Genomic DNA, 2,129 nt, shown 5'->3' with positions numbered 1-2,129 from the left:
GCTGTTTGTTGACATGTAAATACCTCCTTTTGGTGTCTACTTTATTGTAATAGATAGTTACTTTATGTGTCCACTTTTTTAATATAGATCCAGAGGTTTTTTGCAATGATTGAAATGTTGTCTGCAAAAGAAATCGAAAGTTATTTGATTTTTTTAAAAGAGCAGGAAAAAAGTAAGGAAACCATTGAAAAGTACAAAAGAGAATTGTACGATTTATTGAAATTTTTATCCCAAAAAGACCTAACAAAAGAAGTTTTGATTTTGTGGAAAACAAAACTTCAGAATAACTATAGCGCATCCAGTGTGAATGGAAAGCTGGTTGCTGCTAATGGTTTTTTTTCATTTCTGGGTAGACATGATTTACGGATGAAGCTGTTGAAAATACAGAAAGAAATTTTTAGCAAAGAGGAAAAAGAACTTACAAGGCAAGAATATATAAGATTAGTAGAAACTGCTCAAAAAAAGGGTAATATCCGCCTTTCGTTGGTTATTCAAACGATATGTGCGACAGGAATCCGTGTCTCAGAGCTGCAGTTTATTACAGTAGAAGCACTGCGAAAAGGGTGTGCGGAAGTAAATTGTAAAGGAAAACGTCGAATTATATTTTTACCTGAAAAACTGCAAAGAATACTGCTTAGATATGCCAAAAACCATAGCATAGAGGAAGGGCATGTGTTTATAACAAAGAGCGGACGTCCATTGAATAGAAGCAATATCTGGGCTGACATGAAAAAACTGTGCAGGGAAGCGCACGTTTCACCGGAAAAAGTTTTTCCTCATAATCTTCGGCATTTGTTTGCTCGAACATTTTATAGTTTAGAAAAAGACATTGCAAAATTGGCAGATCTACTAGGACACAGTAGCATAGAGACTACAAGAATTTATATTATGGAGAGCGGAAAAGAACATCGGAGAAGATTAAACCAAATGAGGCTGGTGTGGTAACGGAATTTCTATTCCGTAGTATTTGCTTGTACATAAATTTATGCTGTAATACATCTGTATATTTTTATAATAGCATTTTTTTACAATTATAGCAAGTTAAAAACATAAAAACAAAACCGATTTGTTTTCAATGACAAAACCGGTTTATTTTGTTGCTTTTTTCTAAAAAATGAATCGGGGAGTTTTATTTTATGATGAATTTATAGACAAAAATAAAGTAAAAATACTACGGAATAGAAATTCTGTTAGAAATGAGTGATTTTTATGAAAACGATTCCTTTTGATATTGAGACAATCAATACTTTTTTAAGTATGAAAGAAAAAATAGGTCTTAAGAAAGACACCATTGTAGAGTACCGTAGAGTCCTTTTGCATTTTAGGGAAGAACTTTTACCAGATGTGGAATTGAAGCCAAATACACTCCTGCAATGGAAAGAGAAAATGATAAATGAGGGAAAATTTTCTACTAGAAGTATCAACCGTAGTTTGGCGATTATAAATCAGTTTTTGGACTTTGTGGGAGAGCGGAACTGGCAAGTAGCTGGTATCCATCCTAATGAAGTACAGATGGAGCCTTTGCGACGAGAGGAATATATTCGATTACTTCAGGTTGCTAAAAAACAGAATAAAGAACAGATTTACTTTATTATGAAAACCATTTGCGTATTGGGGGTATCCGTAAGAGAGCTTCCGCAGATTACAGTTTCTTTTGTACAGGCTGGATACGGAACTATTTTAACGGATTCTAAAAGTAGAACTGTGGTCATTCCAATACCATTGCAAAGTGAATTGCTGGATTACTGTAACCGAAAAGGCATAAAAGAGGAGCCCATCTTTTGCTCTCAGAGAAATAAAGAAATTCATCGAACAGTGATCATTTCGTGGATGAAACAGTTGTGTGTATTGGCAGATGTGAAACCGGAAAAAGCAAACCCAAGAAATCTTCTGAAATTATATGAACAAATGCAGGAAGAATTGCGGAAAAAAGTATCTTTTCTGATTCAACAGTCTTATCAAAAAGTTTTAGAAGCGGAAGATGTTCTTCTATTGGCAGAGAAAATAGGACAATAGGGGAGCAGAAATAAGCCTACTGGACTATAGTCAATAAAGTGGACACAATTTATAAAGAAAAGTGCCGAGTACAGCTGCTTAGTGCTGTGCCCAGTACCATTCTTCTTTTTCAT

2 protein-coding genes are annotated in these 2,129 nt (G+C 34.5%); both read left to right on the top strand.

Features of this window, described 5'->3' with window-relative positions:
• The first annotated feature begins 105 nt into the window (after positions 1-105).
• Positions 106-945 (top strand): tyrosine-type recombinase/integrase, encoded by an 840-nt coding sequence (locus BUB35_RS18215; protein ID WP_072854041.1) that lies wholly within the window; start codon positions 106-108, stop codon positions 943-945.
• Between the two features lie 264 nt (positions 946-1,209).
• Complete coding sequence (locus tag BUB35_RS18210; protein ID WP_072854039.1) at positions 1,210-2,016, top strand: hypothetical protein; 807 nt, start codon at positions 1,210-1,212, stop codon at positions 2,014-2,016.
• Positions 2,017-2,129 lie beyond the last annotated feature (113 nt).

Origin of the sequence: Anaerotignum lactatifermentans DSM 14214 (genome assembly GCF_900142265.1) — a bacterium.
GTDB classification, from domain to species: domain Bacteria; phylum Bacillota; class Clostridia; order Lachnospirales; family Anaerotignaceae; genus Anaerotignum; species Anaerotignum lactatifermentans.
The sequence above is the reverse complement of the archived record's forward strand: the minus strand, read 5'-3'. Positions and strand labels throughout refer to the sequence as shown.